Annotated in this window: 16 protein-coding genes and 1 riboswitch; of the genes, 5 read left to right on the top strand and 11 right to left on the bottom strand. The window is 65.5% G+C overall.

The features are described from left to right. Positions 1-276: 276 nt before the first annotated feature. The 3 genes from Mrose_RS02725 to Mrose_RS02735 form a co-directional block, all read right to left on the bottom strand. Positions 277-960 carry a uracil-DNA glycosylase gene (locus Mrose_RS02725; RefSeq protein WP_182482643.1) on the bottom strand — a complete coding sequence of 228 codons (684 nt, stop codon included), beginning with the start codon at positions 958-960 and terminating at the stop codon, positions 277-279. Between the two features lie 67 nt (positions 961-1,027). Beyond that, positions 1,028-2,236 (bottom strand): aminotransferase-like domain-containing protein, encoded by a 1,209-nt coding sequence (locus Mrose_RS02730; RefSeq protein WP_119275901.1) that lies wholly within the window; start codon positions 2,234-2,236, stop codon positions 1,028-1,030. 88 nt (positions 2,237-2,324) lie between these two features. Beyond that, a complete protein-coding gene (locus Mrose_RS02735; RefSeq protein WP_119275902.1) occupies positions 2,325-2,603 on the bottom strand; it encodes a hypothetical protein in 279 nt (92 codons plus the stop codon). A gap of 47 nt (positions 2,604-2,650) precedes the next feature. On the opposite strand from Mrose_RS02735, the gene Mrose_RS02740 reads away from it, so the two are divergent. From Mrose_RS02740 to fba, 4 genes are all read left to right on the top strand, one after another. After that, the gene (locus tag Mrose_RS02740; RefSeq protein WP_245969483.1) at positions 2,651-3,727 is read left to right on the top strand and encodes a M28 family peptidase; all 1,077 of its coding nucleotides are present in this window, start codon (positions 2,651-2,653) and stop codon (positions 3,725-3,727) included. An 11-nt stretch (positions 3,728-3,738) separates the two neighbouring features. Further along, positions 3,739-4,686, top strand: coding sequence for a GGDEF domain-containing protein (locus Mrose_RS02745; RefSeq protein ID WP_119275903.1), 948 nt, complete (start codon positions 3,739-3,741; stop codon positions 4,684-4,686). Positions 4,687-4,774: 88 nt separating this feature from the next. Next, positions 4,775-5,887 carry a type IV pilus twitching motility protein PilT gene (locus Mrose_RS02750; RefSeq protein WP_182482644.1) on the top strand — a complete coding sequence of 371 codons (1,113 nt, stop codon included), beginning with the start codon at positions 4,775-4,777 and terminating at the stop codon, positions 5,885-5,887. Positions 5,888-6,045: 158 nt separating this feature from the next. Next, complete coding sequence (gene fba / locus Mrose_RS02755; protein ID WP_119275904.1) at positions 6,046-6,963, top strand: class II fructose-1,6-bisphosphate aldolase; 918 nt, start codon at positions 6,046-6,048, stop codon at positions 6,961-6,963. 53 nt (positions 6,964-7,016) lie between these two features. Here the strand turns inward: fba and Mrose_RS02760 are convergent, their stop codons facing one another. From Mrose_RS02760 to ispD, 4 genes are all read right to left on the bottom strand, one after another. Continuing rightward, entirely contained in the window at positions 7,017-8,564 is a 1,548-nt protein-coding gene (locus tag Mrose_RS02760; protein WP_119275905.1) for an ABC transporter permease, read from the bottom strand. A gap of 4 nt (positions 8,565-8,568) precedes the next feature. Beyond that, complete coding sequence (locus Mrose_RS02765; RefSeq protein ID WP_119275906.1) at positions 8,569-9,612, bottom strand: thiamine ABC transporter substrate-binding protein; 1,044 nt, start codon at positions 9,610-9,612, stop codon at positions 8,569-8,571. A gap of 47 nt (positions 9,613-9,659) precedes the next feature. Then, positions 9,660-9,758: riboswitch (TPP riboswitch) on the bottom strand. 40 nt (positions 9,759-9,798) lie between these two features. Then, positions 9,799-10,635 (bottom strand): 4-(cytidine 5'-diphospho)-2-C-methyl-D-erythritol kinase, encoded by an 837-nt coding sequence (gene ispE / locus Mrose_RS02770; RefSeq protein WP_119275907.1) that lies wholly within the window; start codon positions 10,633-10,635, stop codon positions 9,799-9,801. After that, on the bottom strand, positions 10,623-11,264 hold the full coding sequence (gene ispD / locus Mrose_RS02775; RefSeq protein WP_119275908.1) for a 2-C-methyl-D-erythritol 4-phosphate cytidylyltransferase: 642 nt from the start codon (positions 11,262-11,264) through the stop codon (positions 10,623-10,625). Before ispD ends, ispE begins: the two co-directional genes overlap by 13 nt. Positions 11,265-11,328: 64 nt before the next feature. On the opposite strand from ispD, the gene Mrose_RS02780 reads away from it, so the two are divergent. Continuing rightward, the gene (locus tag Mrose_RS02780; protein ID WP_119275909.1) at positions 11,329-12,108 is read left to right on the top strand and encodes an undecaprenyl-diphosphate phosphatase; all 780 of its coding nucleotides are present in this window, start codon (positions 11,329-11,331) and stop codon (positions 12,106-12,108) included. Positions 12,109-12,160: 52 nt separating this feature from the next. Here the strand turns inward: Mrose_RS02780 and Mrose_RS02785 are convergent, their stop codons facing one another. From Mrose_RS02785 to Mrose_RS02800, 4 genes are all read right to left on the bottom strand, one after another. Next, positions 12,161-12,751, bottom strand: a complete 591-nt coding sequence (locus Mrose_RS02785; protein ID WP_119275910.1) for a UbiX family flavin prenyltransferase — start codon at positions 12,749-12,751, stop codon at positions 12,161-12,163. 116 nt (positions 12,752-12,867) lie between these two features. Further along, a complete protein-coding gene (locus Mrose_RS02790) occupies positions 12,868-14,601 on the bottom strand; it encodes a glycoside hydrolase family 13 protein (protein WP_119275911.1) in 1,734 nt (577 codons plus the stop codon). 62 nt (positions 14,602-14,663) lie between these two features. Next, on the bottom strand, positions 14,664-16,037 hold the full coding sequence (locus tag Mrose_RS02795; protein WP_119275912.1) for a sugar ABC transporter permease: 1,374 nt from the start codon (positions 16,035-16,037) through the stop codon (positions 14,664-14,666). Then, positions 16,037-17,392: an ABC transporter permease subunit gene (locus tag Mrose_RS02800; RefSeq protein WP_119275913.1), complete on the bottom strand. Its 1,356-nt coding sequence runs from the start codon at positions 17,390-17,392 to the stop codon at positions 16,037-16,039. The genes Mrose_RS02795 and Mrose_RS02800 overlap by 1 nt, the downstream gene beginning before the upstream one ends. Positions 17,393-17,421 lie beyond the last annotated feature (29 nt).

Raw genomic sequence — 17,421 nt, forward strand, 5'->3', positions numbered from 1 at the left:
CTTGGAGGCTTTGCAAGAGCGTCTGGTAGAGCGCTGTGTCTATCTCCAGGAGCACCCCGAGGTCATCCGGGGGGTGGCGGGGTTCAGGTGGATCCCCAATGGATGACTATCTATCTAAGGTTGGTATAACGCCCCGCCCGCCAGACCTCTCCCATGCCGCCTCCGGCGAGGGGCTCGAGAGCCTGGGCGTTCAGACCGGCTTGACGCAGCAGTTGGGCAGGGTCAGCCATAAAGTCCTCCACCCGTCCCCCCTTACCTTAAACCCCGAACCCCTCGTCAGAACGGAATGTCCAGCTCCCCCTGCTCTGGCGGCTGGGCTTCGGGCAGCTTGCCCTCGAGCGCCCGCCTGACCTTGAGCAGGTCGGCGACCAGGTTGGAGCGGGCGGCAGGGTAGCTTTCGGGGGCGTGCTCCTGCAGGTGGGTGAGGTAGTTGGGCTGGGCTATCCCCATCACGAAGGGTCTGGGGTCGAAATGGTGGCCGGTGAGCTTGAGGTAAGGGGAGTCCTCGGGCAGCTCGAGCCACTGCCCCCCTTGCAGGGTGATCTTGAAGCCCTTGCCCAGGAAGTGCTGGGCGGTAGGCCCTCCCAGGCAGACGATGGCCCTGGGCTTGATGAGCTCGAGCTCGGGCCTGAGCCAGGCCGGAACCCAATCCTTGATCTCCTTGGCGCTGGGGATGCGGTTGACCCTGAGCCCGTTTTCCTCCTTCCAGGTCCAGCACTTGACCAGATTGGTGATGTAAAGCTCCGAGCGCTCGATCCCGGCTTCTGCCAGCAACTCCTCGAGCAATTCCCCTGCGGGGCCGCTGTAGGGCCGCCCGGTCTGGACGTCGCTGCCGGAAGGGCTGTGCCCGATGAGCACCACAGGGCTGTGGGGGTTGCCCTCTCCCGGAACCGGTGCGTAACCCCCCTCGCACCGCACGCTCTCCCGCAGGCGCTGGTTGAGTTGCTCGAGCGAATCCATAGATGCCAACGCTGAACGCCAACAACCACAGGCCACGAGCATTTTGCGTCTTGCTTCGGCTGCTGGTCTACCTCACCAGCTCCATCTCCTCCTCAGCCGCCCGGCCCAGCCGCCGGATTCCCTCGCGGATGAGTTCGGGCTCGGCGTTGGAGAAGGACAGGCGCAGGGTGTTGTGGCCGCTGCCGTCGGCGTGGAAGGGCTGGCCGGGCACGAAGGTCACTTTTTGCTCGAGCGCCTTCTTGAACAGGCTCACCGCGTCCATGCCCTGGGGCAACTGCACCCAGATGAACATACCGCCTTTGGGCTGGTTCCACACGATGCCCTTGGGCAGATGCTGGGCCAGGGCCTCGAGCATTACGTCGCGTCGGGCAGTGTAGGTCTGGCGGATCTTGGAAAGCTGCTCCTCGAGGCCGTACTTGACCATCTCGTAGACCAGCATCTGGTTGAGCGATCCGGTGTGCAGGTCGGCCCCCTGCTTGGCCTGCACGAGCTTGTGAATCACCGCGCGCGGGCCTGCGGCATAGGCCACGCGCAGGCCGGGAGCGAGGGTCTTGGAGAAGGTGCTGAGGTAGATCACGTTGCCCTCGCCACCCCCGCGCATCTGCTGGTCGAGGCTGTAGAGGGTAGGGAGCTTCTGATCGCTGTAGTACAGCTCGGCGTAAGCGTCGTCCTCCACGATGGGCACGCTGTACTTATCGGCCAGCTCGACGAGTTTCCTGCGCCGCTCGAGGCTCATCAAGCGGCCTGAAGGGTTCTGGAAGGTGGGCAGGGCGTAGACGAAGCGCGGCCCCCGCTGCAACACGGCCTCGAGCGCCTCGGGGATCATCCCCTCTTCGTCCATGGCTATGCTCAGGTACTCGGGCTCGTAGGGGTTGAAGGCCGAGAGCGCGCCCATGTAAGTCGGCGATTCCACCGCGACCGGCGAGCCGACGTCGATGAAGATCTTGCCCAGCAGGTCGAGGGCTTGTTGCGAACCCGAGACCATGAGCACCTGGTCGGGCTGGGTGCCCGGAAGCCGGGCCGCCACCCACTCGCGCAGGGCCGGGTAGCCCTCGGTGGTGCTGTACTGGAGGGCCTGGTTGGCCTTCTCCCGCAGCAGCCTGGCGCTGGCTTGGGCCATGGCCTCGGCGGGGAAAAGCTCCGGGGCTGGGAGGCCGCCCGAGAAGGTGATCATCCCCGGTTGCTGGGCCATTTTGAGGAGTTCGCGGATGGTCGAGCTGGTGATGCGTGCAGCGCGCCGCGCAAAGCGGCTTTCCCATGAAATTTGAGAACCCATGCCCCCAGTCTACTGCGTTTTTATGGGCGGGTGATGTAATTGCGTTACACGTTCCCGTAACGCTGGCCGGGTGCAGGGCTCTTTTCCCTCACTTCGACCTCGGGGTCGGGGGGCGGTGCAGCGGGCCCATGATGAACTTCTGGAAGGCGAAGTAAGCTGCCAGGTAGACCGCCAGCTGCACGAAGAAGTTGTTGAAGAAGCTCAGCCCTATGCCCGCCAGCACGAGCATGAGCAAGGTGACTGGGGTCAGCACCAGGAAGGTGCGCAGGAAGAGTCCGGGGAAAAACCGGACGGCTTCCTTGAGGGTTAGAGGGGGGCGCTGAGTGGCCTTGCGGCGTAGCTTTTCTTCGCGGCGCTTCTTGCCCATGGCGGCAGTTTACTCCACCTCAGCCGACTGCTGCGTAAACTGGTGGGGTGCGCGAACTCTGGGAGGCACTGTGCGCTCTGCCCCATCGCGGTAGCGCTACCGCGATGGAAGCCAAGGCCGCAGACGTGCTGCGAGGGTGGCTCGAGGCCCGCGGCCACACGGTTCAGAGCCAACCCTTCAAAGCGCCGCGCAGCTATGGCTGGGAACTCATGCTGGTGAGCTTGTTGCTGGCCCTGGGCGGCCTGCTCGAGCTGTGGTGGCTCGCCCTGCTGGGAGCCTATGCTTTTTGGGCGCACTTTGGGGGCGGGTGGGCTCCTTGGGCTTCCCTCTTCGACCGCCACCCCTCCCAGAACCTCATCTCTCAGGCCGGGACCGGCGACAAAACCCTGGTGCTGATGGCCCACTACGACAGCGCGAAGACCTGGTTCATCTATGACCCCAGACGGGTGCGGGGCTTTCGGGCCAACTTTCTGCTCAATGCCACGTTGGCCTTCGCTTCGCCCCTGGCCGCGCTGCTGCCTTGGTCGGGGCGGTTGATCGGGCTGTATTTCCTGGTTCAGGCGGGGCTGCTCCTGTGGCGTGAACTCACCGCTCCCTACGTGGGTGGGGCCAACGACAACGCCTCGGGGGTGGCGGTGGCGGCGGGCCTCTTCGAGCAATTGGCCCGGCAGGTGCCTCCAGGATGGCGGGTGATGCTGGCCCTCACCGGCTGTGAGGAGGTGGGTACCAAAGGGGCGCTGGCCCTGGCCCGCAGCGGCCAGGTCCCCCGCGACGCGCTGATCCTCAACATCGACAACGTGGGCCGGGGAGCGCTGTTTTACGCGGTAGGGGAGGGGATGCTGGGCTACCGGCCCTACTCGGGGAAGCTGCTCGAGGCCGCCCGTTCGCTGCCGGGAGCCCAGCCCCTGGAGTACCGCCTGGCCTACTTCGACACCCGCGCTTTCCCCGAGCACGCCTGCTTGAGCCTGATCCGGCTGGAGAACGGGGTCATCCCCAACTGGCACTGGCCCAGCGACACCGCCGCGCAGGTGCGCTGGGAGGACGTGGAGCAGACTCGAGACTACGCGCTGAACCTGATCAATGGTCTGCTCCATGAACACGATGAAATCCCCGAGACCCTCTAGAATGGTACGAAATGCGATCCCAGGCATTCCAGGGCTGGCTGAACGGGGTGTGGGCACGGGTGGTGCTCGCGGTGGGGCTGCTGTGCTTGGCGGCCATCGGGGGGGCTCGCATCAGCCTGGGGGAGCTGCTGGTAATGCTGCCGATCGCCTTCGCCCAGCAGTGGATTAACTACCTGTATTACCGGCGCAACGGGGTTTTCCTGGATGACTTCGTGTTCTTCGTGGACTTGGTGTTGCTGGCCTGGGTGCTGCGCCTGGCTGGGGGGAGTGAGAGCCCGCTGGTCTTCATCGTCTATATCTGGCTGTACAGTGCCATCCTGGCGGGCAATGACCGCGGAGTGCGCCGCTGGGAGGTGGTGCCTTACCTGGGGGCCATGGCGGTGCTGGGGGTGGTGGGCTATGGCCATCCGGGCTATTTCCCCTATCTGCTGGCCCACGCCGTTGGCCTGACGATGTTCGCCCTCAACACGCGTGGGCTGCACGCCGAGCGCTATATTGGCGAGCGCGATCCCCTGACCGGGGCGCTCAACCGCAGGTCGGGGCTGACCCGGCTGGATGAGTGGATCAGGGGCAACAAGCCCTTCGTGCTGGCTTTCGTAGACCTCAAGAACTTCAAAACCATCAACGACACCTACGGCCATACTGTGGGAGACGAGGTGCTCAAGGGTGTGGCCGATCGCCTCAAGGCCGCCGTGCGCCGCGAGGACCTGGTGCTGCGCTACGGGGGGGACGAGTTCGTGGTAGCCAGCGCCTCGCCGGATCTGCTCGAGCGGCTGATGGAAGCCTTCGATGATCCCTTCCAAACCTCGGTGGGACCGGTCGAGGTTCAGGGAGACGTGGGCTGTGTGCAGCCGCGGAGGGGGGAGAGCCTCGAGGCCTTATTGGTCAAATCCGACGCCGCAATGTACCGCATGAAATACACTGGAAACCTGGACATACGCGGTGAGAACGTCAACTGAAGCCCCAACCTTAATGCAGAGTTAAGCTCTCATGCGCTGCTGGTGAAGAAGAGCAAAGGCGAAAGGTAGCTTGGACTAGCATTAGCTTATGGCCGAGGTAGCCCCGATGAGCTCGAAATCCACTTCAATCCTCGAAATGCTCAAGGCCATGGTGCAGGCTCAGGCCTCGGACATCCACTTGCAGGCCGGAGCCCCGCCCACCATGCGGGTCTACGGCAAGCTCAAGCCTTTTAGCAACAAGGTGATGAGCCAGGGCGACATCGAGACCTTCGCCAAAGCCCTGATGACCCCCGAGCAGCAGGAAGAGCTGGAGTACCGCAAGGAACTCGACTTCGCCTTCACCCTTCCGGGGCTGGCCCGCTTCCGCTGCAATCTGCTGCACCAGCGTGGCAGCATGGGCATGGTGATCCGGGTAGTCTCCGAGGCCATTCCCGGCTTCGAGGCGCTGGGCCTGCCCAAAGAGGTGATGGAGAGCCTGGCCAACCAGGAGCGGGGCCTGGTGCTGGTGACCGGCCCCACCGGCTCGGGCAAGACCACCACCCTGGCCGCGATGGTCGACTACATCAATCTCCACTCGGCCAAGAACATCATCACCATCGAAGACCCCATCGAGTACTTACACAAGCACAAGAAGAGCCTGGTCGTGCAGCGCGAGGTTGGCGTGGATACCGACTCCTTCCTCACCGGCTTGAAGTACGCCATGCGCCAGGACCCCGACGTCATCCTCATTGGGGAGATGCGCGACCGCGAGACGGTGGAAGCCGCGATCATGGCTGCCCAGACTGGCCACCTGGTCTTTTCCTCCCTGCACACCCTCGACGCCATTCGCACCATCAACCGCATCATCGACTTCTTCCCCCCCCAGGACCACACGCAAATCCGTATCCTGTTGGCCGAGTCGCTGCTGGGCGTCCTCTCCCAGCGCCTGGTGCCCCGCGCCGATGGAGGGGGGCGGGTACTGGCGCTGGAGGTACTCCTGGCTACCCCTCTGATCCGCGAGCTGATCAAGGACGAGCACAAGACCCCGCAGATCCGCGAGTTCATGTCGCAGGACAACCTGCGCGGCATGCAGACTTTCGAGCAGCACCTCTCCAGGCTCTACCAGGAGGGTCTGATCAGCCTCGAGGACGCCGAACTCACCGCCACCAGCCCCCACGAGCTCAAGCTGCTGCTCACCAAGGCGACGGGAAGGGCCTACTGAAGAGTGCAGCGGGGAGCAAGGGGGTTAAGAGCGTCGAGGATTGAGGGCTGGGGGCCCACGGATATCCCCCTTGCCCCCTTGTCAAGGGGGCAGAGAAAGGGAAAGGGTGTCGGGCATAGACCGCAGGGCGTACGTTAGACTGTGCCCCGGAGGATACGATGCTCGTAACCGGAATGGAAATTCTGAGCAAGGCTCGCAAAGAGGGCTACGGAGTGGGGGCCTTCAACGTCAACAACATGGAGTTCGTGCAGGCGGTGCTCGAGGCCGCCGAGGAGGCCAGAAGCCCGGTGCTGCTGGCCCTCTCCGAAGGGGCCATGAAGTACGGCGGCAAGGCCCTGACGACCCTGGTGAAGGAGATGGGCCGCGATGCCAGGGTACCCGTGTGCATCCACCTCGACCACGGCTCCTCTTACGAGTCCTGCCTCAAGGCCATCCAGATGGGCTTCACCAGCGTGATGATCGACAAGTCCCACGAGGACACCGAAACCAACATCCGCGAGACCAAGCGTGTGGTGGAGGCCGCCCATGCCCTGGGCGTGAGTGTTGAGGCCGAGATTGGCCGCCTGGGTGGGGTGGAGGAGCACGTGGTGGTGAGCGCCGAGGATGCCTTCCTGACCAACCCCGAGGAGGCCAGGATGTTCATGGAGGCCACCGGAGCCGACTACCTGGCGGTGGCCATCGGGACTTCGCACGGGGCCTACAAGGGCAAGGGGCGCCCCTTCATCGACCACGAGCGCATCAGGGCCATCGCTGCTGCCGTCCCGAACCCGCTGGTGATGCACGGGGCCAGCAGTGTGCCCCAGCAACTCGTCGAACGCTTCCGCTCCGCGGGCGGCGAGATCGGCGAGGCCGCTGGGATTCACCCCGAGGACATCCAGAAGGGCATCAAGGCCGGCATCGCCAAGATCAACACCGACACCGACCTGCGCCTGGGCTTCGTAGCGGTCATGCGCGAGGTGCTGGGCGGTAGTGCTAAGGAGTTCGACCCGCGCAAGATCCTGGGCCCGGCCCGCGAGGAGATGAAAAAGATCGTCAAAGCCCGCATGGAGCTCTTCGGCTCGGCGGGGAAGGCCTGAAGGGTCGATGTCGATAGCTGGGCACCGGTCGTAGCCACCCGAAAACCGCTTCCCTAGCCCACCGCCCCCCGCCCCCGGTCGAGCAGGTAGAACACCCCGCCTGCCAGGAGCCCCAGCAAAACTGACAGGGCCAGCGCCTCGGCGAAGGGGGTGGCACCCGGTCGCCCCAGGCGCTCGTAGATGGCGAGGGAGAGGGTGGTCCACTCCGGGCGGCGCAGGATGAGCGTGGCTCCGAACTCCCCGATCACGGCGGCCAGGCTCAGGGCCGCTCCTGAGCGCAGGGCGGGTTGCAGCAGGGGCCACTCTACCCGCCACAACCTGCGCCAGGGGCCAGCGCCCAGGGTGCGGGCGGCCTCGAGCACGCTCTTCGGCATGGCCCGCAGTGCCGGGAGCAGCGCACGGCTCAACAGCGGGTAGCTCAGCAGCGCGTAGGCCGCGATCAGCAGCAGCAGCGAACCGCTCAATTGCGGGTAAGTCAGCAGGTAGCCCAGCCCCACCAGCACCGGGGAGACCAGCAGGGGAAGCATCCCGGTCAGGTCGAGCCAGCGGGGCCCTGCGCGGCGCGGGTGCAGCCCCTCGCCGCGCCAGACCGCGTAGGCGTAGAGAAAACCGATGGGGAAGGCCAGCAGCAGGGTCAGCCCGGCAAAACGCAGGGTGTTCCACAAGGCCTCGCCTGCCGGGGTGAAATCGTCGCTGCTCCAGACGGCGATGAAGGCCGAGGGGTTCTGCAGCGCCTTGACCAGCAGGGCCAGCAAGGGGGCGTAGAGCAAGGCGAACCACAGCCCCAGGATGAGCGAGAGGCCCCAGGCGCGGAGGTGGGGGAGGGCTTTGGGGCCGGTTCCCGTGCCCAGCGACAGGGCCAGCCGGGCCTGGACCCACAGGTACAGCAGCGTGACCCCGGCGCTCACCATGAGCTGGGCCAGGGCCAGCGCGGTGGCCTCGGGGAAGGCCAGGCGGTAGCTGAGCAGGCTGTAGATCTCGACCTCGAGCGTCGCATAGCGCTGCCCCCCCAGCACCAGCGGCAGTCCGAAACTGCTGAAGGTATAGAGAAAGGTCAGGCCACCCCCGGCCAGCAACCCTGGAGCCAGCAGGGGAATGCCCACCCGCAGGTAGGCCCGCCAGGGCGAAGCGCCCAGGGTGCGGGCGGCGGCCAGGGGGGTCTCGAGGCTGGGCAGCAGCACCACCAGCAGGCGCAGCACCAGACCTAGGTTGTAGAACACCGCAGCCCACAGCAAAATCCAGGGCGTTCCCTGCAAGTTGAGCCCCAGCAGGCCCCTGGGGCCCGCCAGGGCCAGGAAGCCCAGCGCCACCACGAGGGTAGGCAGCACGAAGGGCACCGTCGAGAGCGAAAGCAAAGCCTCCCGCCCCGGAAAGCGGTAGCGGAAGGCATAGGCCAGGGGCAGGGCCAGCAGGGTAGTGAGGAGGCTCGAGGCCAGCCCATACTCCAGGCTCCACCCCAGCCGCCCCCAGTAGTAGGGGTTCCGCAGGGTTTCCCCCAGCCCCTCTCCCAAGCCCAGCAGCAGCACCCGCACCAGCGGGTAGCCCAGCGCCAGCGCCAGGAAGACCAGCACGGGCAGGGCCAGCAGAGGGCTCAGGCGCATGCGGCTATTTTCGCCCCTTCTTCACCGCCTCAGGCGACTGCCCCTGCAGCACCACTTTGGTCCACTCGCTCACCCAGCGCTCGCGGTTTTGGGCGATGCTACGGGGCTCGAGGGTGGCTGGAGCCCTGGGCACCTCGGCCCACTTGAACACCTCGGGCAGCGTGGCGTCCTTGCGGGTGGGGTAGATCCACATCTCGGTGGGGATGCTCTCCTGCACGGGTTTGGAGAGCAGCCAGTCCACGAACTTGCGGGCGGCGGCGAGTTGCTTGGTGCCCTTGAGGATGCCCACGAACTCCACCTGCAAGAAGGAACTGCCGGGCAGGAGCAGGTTGCCCGTGGGGGGTTCGTCGAGCTTTTTCTCCGAGTAGAACAGCTCGGCGGCGGGACTGGTCGCGTAGCTCACCACCAGCGGGCGGTCACCGCCGGACTTGGAGAAGGCGGTGTAGTAGGCCTCGCTCCAGCCCTTCTCGACCCGCACCCCCCCGTCGCGCAGCTTGGCCCAGAAGTCGAGGTAGCCGTCCTCGCCGAAGGTCTTGACCGTAGCCAGCAGGAAAGCCAGCCCCGGCGAGGAAGTAGCCGGGTTGGTCACCACCAGCAGCTTGGCGAACTCAGGCCTGGCCAGGTCGGCGAAGCTCTGGGGCAGGGCTTTGTCCTTGAAGTAGGCCTTGTCGTAGTTCAGGGCCACGTAGCCATAGTCCACCGGCAGGGCGCGGTAGGTCCTATCGAGCACGAACTCAGGGCGCAGCACTGCCAGGGCAGGCGAGGCGTAAGGCTGGAGGATGTCGGCCTCGAGGGCCAGCGAGAGCTGGGAGTTGTCGAAGCCGTAGATCACGTCGGCTACGGGCGCGGCCTTGCTCAAGATGGCCTTGTTGAGCATCTCCCCAGCATCGCCAGCCTTGAGGAAGCGGAGCTTGATGCCGTTTTTCTGCTCGAACTCGGCCACCAGCTTCTTGTCGAGGTTGAAGCTCTCGTGGCTGAGGATGGTCAGCTGCTGTGCCTGGGCCAACCCCAGCAGGGTCAGCGTCGCCAGAAGAAGCTTTTTGAACATAGAAAATCCCCCTTGTCACCGGAGGGGGCCGAAGGCACGTTCGCCTTGCTTTGTTCCCGTCACGCTCCCTACGCCGGTCCTAACCGGGTCAGGTTCCAAGGGTATCTCTCAGCCTGGCTTTGAGCCAAGCACCCCCGATGACCCCCTGAATATACACCCCGTCTCGAGCCCCCGGCGAGGGTGCTTCTACAATTGACTCCCCACCGTCCGCGCCGCGCGCACCCAGAAGCAGGGAAAGCGGGCTTGAAGCTGGCGGGCGAGAAAAAGGGCCGCGTCGGCATCAGGGGCCAGGCCGAAGACGCTCGATCCCGAGCCCGACATCAGCACCCCGCGCAGCCCTGCGGACTTCAGGTGGAGCTTGAGCTCGGCGACGGCGGGCTCGAGGCGGAAGACGGGGGCCTCGAGGCTATTCCAGTAGGGCGGGTCGTGGCCCGAACGGAGGGCCTCGAGGATGCCCCTGACGTCGAGTTCTCCCCCCCACTCCTCGGGCCGGAGGGCCCCGTAGGCCGCCGCCGCCGAAACCGCGATGCCCGGATTGACCAACACCAGGTGGGCTTCCACGACCTCTACGGGCCTTAAGCGCTCCCCCGCACCCCGCCCTTCGGCCATGCCGCCCAGCAGGAAGAAGGGCACGTCGGCCCCCAGCTTCCGGGCAATGGCAGGGAGGTCGAGGGGGGCGGGGTAGAGGCTCGAGAGCGCCCGCAGCACCGCCGCCGCGTCGGAGGAGCCCCCGCCCAGCCCGGCGGCCAGCGGGAGCCTTTTCTCCAGTCGCACCCACACCCCACCGGGCCATCCGGCGGCCTCGAGGTAGGCCTGCGCCGCCTTGTAGACGAGGTTGTCCGGCCCCGAGGAGAGTTCCGCGCCGCTCACCTCCAGCCCGATCCCTGCCGGGCGCGCTTCGACGATGAGCCGGTCTCCCAGGTCCAGCGCGGCGAAGAGGGTGTGCAACTCGTGGTAGCCGTTTTCGAGCCTCCCCACGACGGAAAGGCCCAGGTTGACCTTGGCGGGTGCTAGCAGTTCCACGTGCGGGCCAGCCCTTCGGCGAGGTCGAGGTCTTCGGGGTAGGTCAGCTTGAACATCCTGCGGTCGCCCTCGACCAGCGCCACCGGGTAGCCCAGGGCCAGCACGGCTTGGGCATCGTCGCTGTAGTCCTGCCCCAGGCGAATGGCCTCGCGGTGGGCCTCGAGCAGCAACTCGCGCCGGAAGCCCTGGGGGGTCTGCACCAGCCGGTAGCGCTCGCGCGGGATCACCGCGCCGTACGAGCCGGACTGCTCCTCCACCAGGGTGTCGGGTACCGGGATCGCCAGGGTGGCGGCCCCTGTTTCGCTCACCGCCTTCAGCAGCCGCTCGACGGCCTCCCGTACCACGAAGGGCCGGGCCACGTCGTGCACCAGCACTACGTCGCCTGTGGCTTCGCGCAGCATGTTCCACACGCTTTGCTGGCGGGTTGGGCCCCCAGCCACGAAGCGCACGCCGGAGCGCGGGGGCTGGGGGTAGCCGGGCGGCAGGGCCACCAGGACTTCCCCGGCCCAGGCGAAGGCCGAGAGCGCGTGCTCGAGCAAGGTCTTGCCCCCAACCTCGAGGAAGGCCTTAGGGCCGCGCCCCAGGCGCTCGCCCAAACCGGCGGCGGGAAGGAGTACCGAGAGCGACATCAGCCCAAAGGCTACCAGAAAAGACTGGACATTCTCATAGAGGCTTCGTGTTAAGCTCTTGGGCGTGACGTTTTGGGAAGCCATCCTGCTGGGCGTGCTCGAGGGCCTCACCGAATTCCTGCCCATCTCTTCTACCGGTCACCTCACCCTGGCCTCGCATCTGCTGGGCATCCCCATCGAGAGCGACAACTTTGCCAAAAGTTTCCTGATCGTGATCCAACTCGGGGCCATCCTGGCGGTGCTGGCGCTCTACCTCCCGCGCTTCCTGCGGGACCTCGAGGTCTGGAAGCGCATCGCCTTGGCCTTCATCCCCACCGGGGTCATCGGTTTCGGGCTGTACCGCCTCATCAAGGACCGCATCCTGGGCAACGACCTGATCGTGGTGTGCGCCCTGATCGGGGTGGGGGTGCTTTTGCTCTTCGTCGATCGCTGGCTTCAGAACCACAAGAGATACGACGACGTCGATCAGATGCCCTTAGCCCAGGCCATGCTGATCGGGGTATTTCAGGGCCTGGCGGCCATCTTCCCCGGCACCTCGCGCAGCGGGGCCACCATCGTAGGCGGAATGCTCAGCGGGCTCTCGCGCCGGGCCGCCGCCGAGTTCTCCTTCATCCTGGCCGTGCCCACCATGCTGGCGGCTTCCGGCTACGACCTACTGCAAAGCGCCAGCACCTTCCCAAAGGAGGGCTTCGGAATCATGGCCACCGGCTTCGTGGCGGCCTTCATCACCGCCCTGCTGACCGTGCGCTGGCTGCTGGGTTTCGTCAGCCGTAACACCTTTGTGCCCTTCGCCATCTACCGCATCGCGCTGGGGCTGGTCTACGCGGCCTTCTTCCTGCGCTAAGGCACGCCCACCGCCTAACTGGCCTTCCCCGACATCCGCTTTCCGCAGAACTCTATTCCTCGACCACCTCGGGCTCCTTCCAGCGCGGGGCCCTGGGGTATTCCAGGCCCAGCAGGTCCAGCACGCGCTGGGTCATGAAGGCTAACAGGTCCTCGATGGACTGAGGCCTGGTGTAGAAACCGGGGGCCGCGGGCAGGATGGTGGCTCCGGCCTGGGCGGCCTTGAGCAGGGCCTCGAGCGTCGGTATGGGCAGCGGAGCCTCGCGCGGCACTAAGATCAGCGGGCGGCGTTCCTTGAGGTGGACGTAAGCGGCGCGGGTGAGCAGGTTATCGGCGATGCCATAGGCGATCTTGGAAACCGAAGTGGCGCTACAGGGCACGATCACCATGCCCAGGGTGCGGAAGGAGCCCGAGGCGATGGAAGCCCCGATGTCCTGCGCGCGGTGTACCGCGTCGGCCAGCAACTCCACCTCCTCGGGGTGCTTGCCCATCTCCTCGACCAGCACCCGTTTAGCCCCTTGGGTCATGACCAAGTGAATCTCGAGGCCCTCGATGCGCCGCAGGGTCTGGAGCAGGTCGATCCCATACGCCATCCCCGAGGCCCCGGAGAGCCCCACCACCACCCGTCTGGGCGTCTTGCTCACCCCTTGACTCTATCAGAAGCGCCTACAGAGGATAGGGTAGCGCCCCTGCTGGCCACCCTGCGTAGCGTAAGGTGCTCGGAGGGAATCGTACCCCTCACCCGACACCCCCTTTCTGCCTAGCGCTTCAGCCGATAAAGGCCCAACCCTTGCAACTCCAGCCGCCCGGAGACCTCCCTGCCCGCGAGCAGGTCGGTGGCCATGGGCAACTCGAGCACGGTGGGCTCGAGCGCCGCGTATACCCACACCTCCTCACCCGCGTAGATGCGCCGGAAGGAGAGCAGCGTGTTGCTGACCGCCAGCGGTTGCAGCCCGCCGCGCCGCAGGGCGGGGACCGCCTTGCGCAGGGCGATGAGCTGCCTGACCCAGCTCCGCACCTCCTGGTTCCACCTGCGCTCATCCCAGGGAAAGGTGCCCCGGCACATGGGGTCGCCCACGAAGTCGTCATAGTCGTTGGCCTGCTCGAGGCCGATCTCGTCGCCATAGTAGATGCCGGGAGCGCCGGGGAAGCTCAGCAGCAGCCCCAGGGCCAGCTTGAACTTCCCCACATCGCCCCGCAGCCGCCACAGGGGCCGAGGGATGTCGTGCGAGCCCAGCAGGGTGTACATGCACTGGCGCACTTGCAGCGGCAGCGCGGTGTAGTGGTCCCACAGGGTTGCCCAGACCTCCTGGGTGCTCACCTGAACCGGCCAGCCATAGACGTTGCGCCCACTGAGCCATTCCATGACGGGGTTGGCGAAGCCGGCGTAGTGCATGGAGCCGTCGAGGGTGTGCTGGCGCAGCTTCTCGGTAGTATCGAAGAACAGCTCGCCGAAGACGAAGGCCTCGGGGTTCTCCTCGCGGGAGTTGCGGTGGATCAGCCGCAGCAACTCGGTGTTGCCCCGGTCGGTGCCGCCTTCGCCAATCTGGTGGGCTACGTCCAGCCGCCAGCCGTCGGCGCCCTTGCGAATCCAGTGCCGCACCGGGGCGTGGTAGCCGTCCAGCCAGCGCTCGACGGTGAGGGGGTTGGCGTAGTCGAGCTTAGGCAGGGTCTTGACCCCGAAGAAAGCGGCATACGTCCCATCGGCGTGGAAGGTGAACTGGCCCGCCTCGGGGCTGTCGGGGTCTTTGAGGGCTTTCTGGAAGTCGGGGTGGGCGCTGCCGATGTGGTTGAACACCCCGTCCAGGACGATTTTCATGCCGCGCGCGTGCAGGTCGGCGACCAGGCGCTCGAAAGCCTCGTTGCCCCCCAGGCGCACGTCGGTGTTGAGGTAGTCCAGCGCATCGTAGCGGTGCGAGGAAGGGGAGGGGAGGATGGGGGTGAGGTAGAGGGCTTCGACGCCCAGGTCCTGGAGGTAGCCCAGCTCCTGGCGGATGCCCTCGAGGTCGCCCCCGTAGTGCTGGTGCGCCCCAAACTTCGGCTCCACCGGCTCGTCCCAGCCCTTCTTGACGATGGGTCGCCCCTCGTAGACCCACTGCGCCGCCTTGGCCTCGTTGGAGGGGTCGCCATTTTTGAAACGGTCGGGGAAGATCTGGTAAAACACCGCCCCCACCGCCCACTCCGGCACGCTGGGAGCCGAGAGCAGGTGAAAGAAGCGGTCGTAGCGGGGCATAGTCCCCTGGCTTCCACCGCTGCTGACGTAGCACCTTTCCCGGCTCAGAAAAAAGCAGTAGCGCAGCGGTGAGCTGTACATGGGCACGGTGATCTCGAGCCCCCCCTTCACCGCTTTCAAAGGCCTGCGCTCGACCTCACCGTAGCGCTCGAGGATCAAGTAGCCTTCTTTAGCCCGCGTGCGCAGGCGCAGGGTGACTTCCTCGCCCAGCTCTGGGGTCAGCGGATCGACGCAAAAGGGTTCCCAATCGTGATAGTGCATCTGCACCTCGCCTATGGCGAATGGCCGATAGCTCATAGCCATCGACTGTTCGACTATTCGACCTATTCCTTCACCGAACCCGCTGTATAACCTGAGACGAAGTAGCGCTGGAAACCGTAGAACGTCAGCAGGATGGGGATGCTGCCCAGCACCGCGGCAGCGGCGAAGAGGCCCCACTTGGTCTGGAACTGGCCCGTCGTGAAGTTACGCAAGCCCATGCCCACCGTCCAGCTATCCGAGCCGGTGAGCAGCAGGTTGGCCAGGATGAACTCGGAGTAGGTGCCCACGAACTGCAAGAGGAAGATGAAAACGAACATCGGCGCCGACAGGGGCACGAGCACCTGGGTGAAGGCCTGCCACCGGGTGGCCCCGTCGATGAGGGCGGCCTCCTCGAGGCTCTTGGAGATGGACTCGAGGAAACCCTTGTAGACCCAGGTGCCGAAGCTCACGATGCCCCCCGAGTAGGCCAGCACCAGCCCGGCGAAGTTGAGGATGGGGTAGCGCGGGTCCAGGAAGCCCAGGTTGGACATCAGGGTGTAGATGGCGATGAGGCCCAAGAAGCCGGGGAACATCTGCACGAAGATGAACACCAGCAGCATGGGATAGCGTCCGGGGAAGTTGAAGCGGGCGAAGGCATAGCCCGCCGTGGCCGTCAGCAGCACCGCCAGCAGCCCGGTGAGCCCCGAGACGAAGAGGGTGTTGCGGATCCACAGCAAGAACTTGGCCTCGGTGTTGGGGCTGGTGAACTGCGTGGGCGAGAGGAAGACGACGAGGATGAAGAAGGCCACGGCGAAAGTGACGAGGAGGCGATTTTGCCTCGAGGCCAGCGACCCGCTTTCCCTCGTGTCGCCGATCAGGCGGCGGTAGGCGGCGATCCCCAGCGCTCCCAGCAGGGCCGCCGCCGAGAGCAGCATCAGCACCCACTGGTAGCCGTGGACCACCACCCCGTCGAAGAGCCTGGCATAGTTGTCGAAGTTGGCCTTGGCGAAGTCGGGGATGACGCGGGCTCGGATCAGCAGGTTGTCGCTTTGCGGGGCGCTGAAGCGATACAGGCTGTTGGTGGGGTCGAAGGAAGCCGCCACGATCTGGAGGATGGGGTAATAGGCGAAGAAGAGCATCAGCCACATGAACAGGTGGACCAGCCCCTGCCCGAAGAGCGGCCAGGGGCTCTTCTTACGACCCGAACGCCGGTTGGCGAAGGCCGTGATCGCCAGGCTATAGAGCAGGATCAGGGCTGCGACGACCAGCAAACCCCCTACCGCATAGACCCAGCCGTTCTCCACGCGCACGAAGCCAAAAGGCGTGTTGGGCTGGATGCGTTCCAACAGCCCCAGCCCCCCCGGAACCCCAGGCAGGTCCATGCCTAGGATGTAGCCGAACACCACCCACGCCGCGAGGCCCGCCGTGACCAGCCAGGTCAGCACGCTGCCGATCATCAGCGCACCTCCCGCAGCGCCCCGGTGACCCGGAAGTTGACCAGGCTGATGGCCACGGTGATGAAGAAGATAATCACCGAGATGGCCCCGCCCAGCCCGTAAGCCTGCCCCCCGTCGGCCTGGAAGGCGGTTTTATAGGCCCAGGTGATGAGGATGTCCCCGGCCTGCGCCGTCGAGGGCCGGCCCTCGACGCCCGGCTGGGTCCCCATGAGGTAGATCAGGCCGAAGTTGTTGAAGTTGTAGGCGAAGGAGCCCAGCAAGAGTGGGATGAAGGGCTGGCGCAGCAGGGGCAGGGTGATGCTCGTGAGCGTCTGCCAGCCCGTGGCCCCGTCGATCCTGGCCGCCTCGTAGACGTCCTCGGAGATGGTCGACAGCGCGCCCAGCGTGGCAGTCATCCAGTAGGGAAAGCCCAGCCACAAGCTGATGAGCAGGGCCGATACCTTGAACCACTCGGGGTCGGTGAGCCAGGGGATGGGATAGGAGCCCAGCAGGCCCAGGAGGCGGTTGATGGGGCCAAACTGCACGTTGAGCATGGCCGAGAAGACCTGCACGCTGATCACCACGGGCATGGCCCAGGAGATGATGAGCGCCGTGCGGTAGAAGCCCCGTAGCTTGAGGTTCTTGTTGTTGAGCATCAGGCCGATCACCAGGCCCAGCAGCGCGCTGATGAAGACGGTGAACGAGGCGAAGGCCACGTTCCAGATGAAGACCGGCAACAAGATGGTGCCGGCCTGGCTGAAGATGCGCACGTAGTTTTCGAAGCCGACGAAGGAATAATTGTTGACCCGGTAGGCCAGCGTGGGCGTAAAGCCGACTGCTCGAGCCAGCTCGACGATGGTTCCGTCGGCCTGGACCACGCCGACCCTGGCCCGCTGGGTGTCGCTGGTGAGCTCGAGCTGCACCCCCGCACAATCGGGCTCGTCACAGCGAAGCGCATCTGCGGCGGGCTGGGCCAGCACCAGCCTCCTTCCTTCGACCCGGACGATCTGGGTTTCGCTCGAGCGGTCGGCCTTGCCGTTGTTGCGGATGCCGTTGTAGTTGGTGAAGCCGAAATAAACCGTCAGGATGATGGGATAAAAGGTGAAGGCCAGCAGGAAGCTGATGGCGGGCAGCAGGTAATACCAGTCGGTGATGAAGGCAAAACGCCGGGCGATGAGGATGAGCAGGGGGATGAGCACGACGACGGTGAAGATCAGCACCACATAGCCGGGGTAGGGGTTGTCGATGGGGCGGGGGAAAGCGGCTTGCAGGCCCCAGAAAACCAGCAGCCCTATGAGGAAGGAGCCCCCCAGCGCCCCTCCCAAAAGCCCGATGGACAGGAGAAAACCGCGCGCACCCTGCGGAGATCGGTACATGCTTCCCTCCTAAAAACGACCCTCCGCCC

Source organism: Calidithermus roseus (genome assembly GCF_003574095.1).
In the GTDB taxonomy this organism is placed as follows: Bacteria; Deinococcota; Deinococci; order Deinococcales; family Thermaceae; genus Calidithermus; species Calidithermus roseus.